The sequence below is a fragment of the Vibrio sp. 03_296 genome (genome assembly GCF_002265885.1).
Genome location: NZ_NPKW01000774.1, coordinates 1 through 1,194 on the forward strand (window position 1 = coordinate 1; position 1,194 = coordinate 1,194).

Below are 1,194 nucleotides of genomic sequence, written 5' to 3' on the forward strand. Positions count from 1 at the left end.
TGAAGAGCTTGTTGACAAAATCTTGTTTAAACAAACTTCTTACGCGAGTGATGATAAAATTGTCAGGCCGAATTTCGTCCGTAAAGCAATAGGCGCTAGCCGCTTCATTTGCCTTCACTGGCAGCTTATTGGTCGGTCAAATTAACTGGGGTAACCTCATTGGTGACACCTGCGCAAGCGAGCTTAGCAGATACAGCGATGAAACACGTGATCGCAGAAAGTGGCTTTGTGCGACACATCGATGAGCAAGTGACCTCCGTACAGATCAACGCTAAGTTATCGCCACTGGATTACTACTTTGATGCAAACTTCCCATACCACGTTTATTACCTGAATCACTGTGGTTTTGGTCATGCCAATGCATTGCATATGATTTTCCAAGGAGATAAAGGCAAGATCACGCTGTTTATCGCGCCAATTAAGAGCCAGCAGAACGCGGATTCGCCAAAGACGGGATTGAATGGCATTATCGTTCCTATTGGCGATACCAGCTTGATCTTGGTGGGAGAAAATGGCGAGACACCAAAAAATTTGCTGAAAAGCTCGCACCTATGATTAACTTACCTTGTTTAGTCAGTATTTCGCCGACAAAAGCCGCAAGTTACTGCTAACTTGCGGCTTTTTGCATTATTAATCCACACGAAACCATTCACCAAACCCATATCGCTAGAGTTAAAACTCTATTTTGTGCGCTTTAGACGCCATTTCCTGCCAGATAACCGCCAGTTTTGCAATTTTCACCCATTTTAGGTCAATGGTCGGATTTGTATCTGCTACTCTTACGACTAGGATCAGCCACCACTGAGCAATTGCTCAAAAACAACGCCCATTTAGAGGCGGCAACAAAAAGGAATAATCAAATGACTCAGAACATGCGTCTGTTTAATAAGTCTCTCCTAGCAGTGACTGTTGCATTGGCTTCAGGCCAAACAATGGCAGCAGGTTTCCAAATTAACGCGCAATCTGCAACAGGTATCGGCCGCGCATTCGCCGGCGATGCAGTCATTGCAGATAACGCCGCCGTAATGGCACGCAACCCAGCCGCTATGGCGCTTTTTGATGAAAAAGCCCTATCGCTTGGTTTTGAAAGCATTACTTCAATGATTGAAGTGAAAGATGCAAGGTATCAAGGTTTAACCGCTCCAGCAGGTAAAGAATCGAACTATGATGATGCTGGCGATACCTCTATTGCGC

At 45.1% G+C, this 1,194-nt stretch carries 1 protein-coding gene and 1 pseudogene; both read left to right on the forward strand.

All coding sequences use genetic code 11. The annotated features are described in order from the left end of the window. Positions 1-611, forward strand: a pseudogene (locus CIK04_RS27780) (DUF3379 family protein); the annotation flags it as partial. 249 nt (positions 612-860) lie between these two features. After that, positions 861-1,194, forward strand: a 334-nt coding sequence (locus CIK04_RS27785) for an outer membrane protein transport protein (RefSeq protein ID WP_176463456.1), incomplete at its 3' end; no start/stop codon positions are given.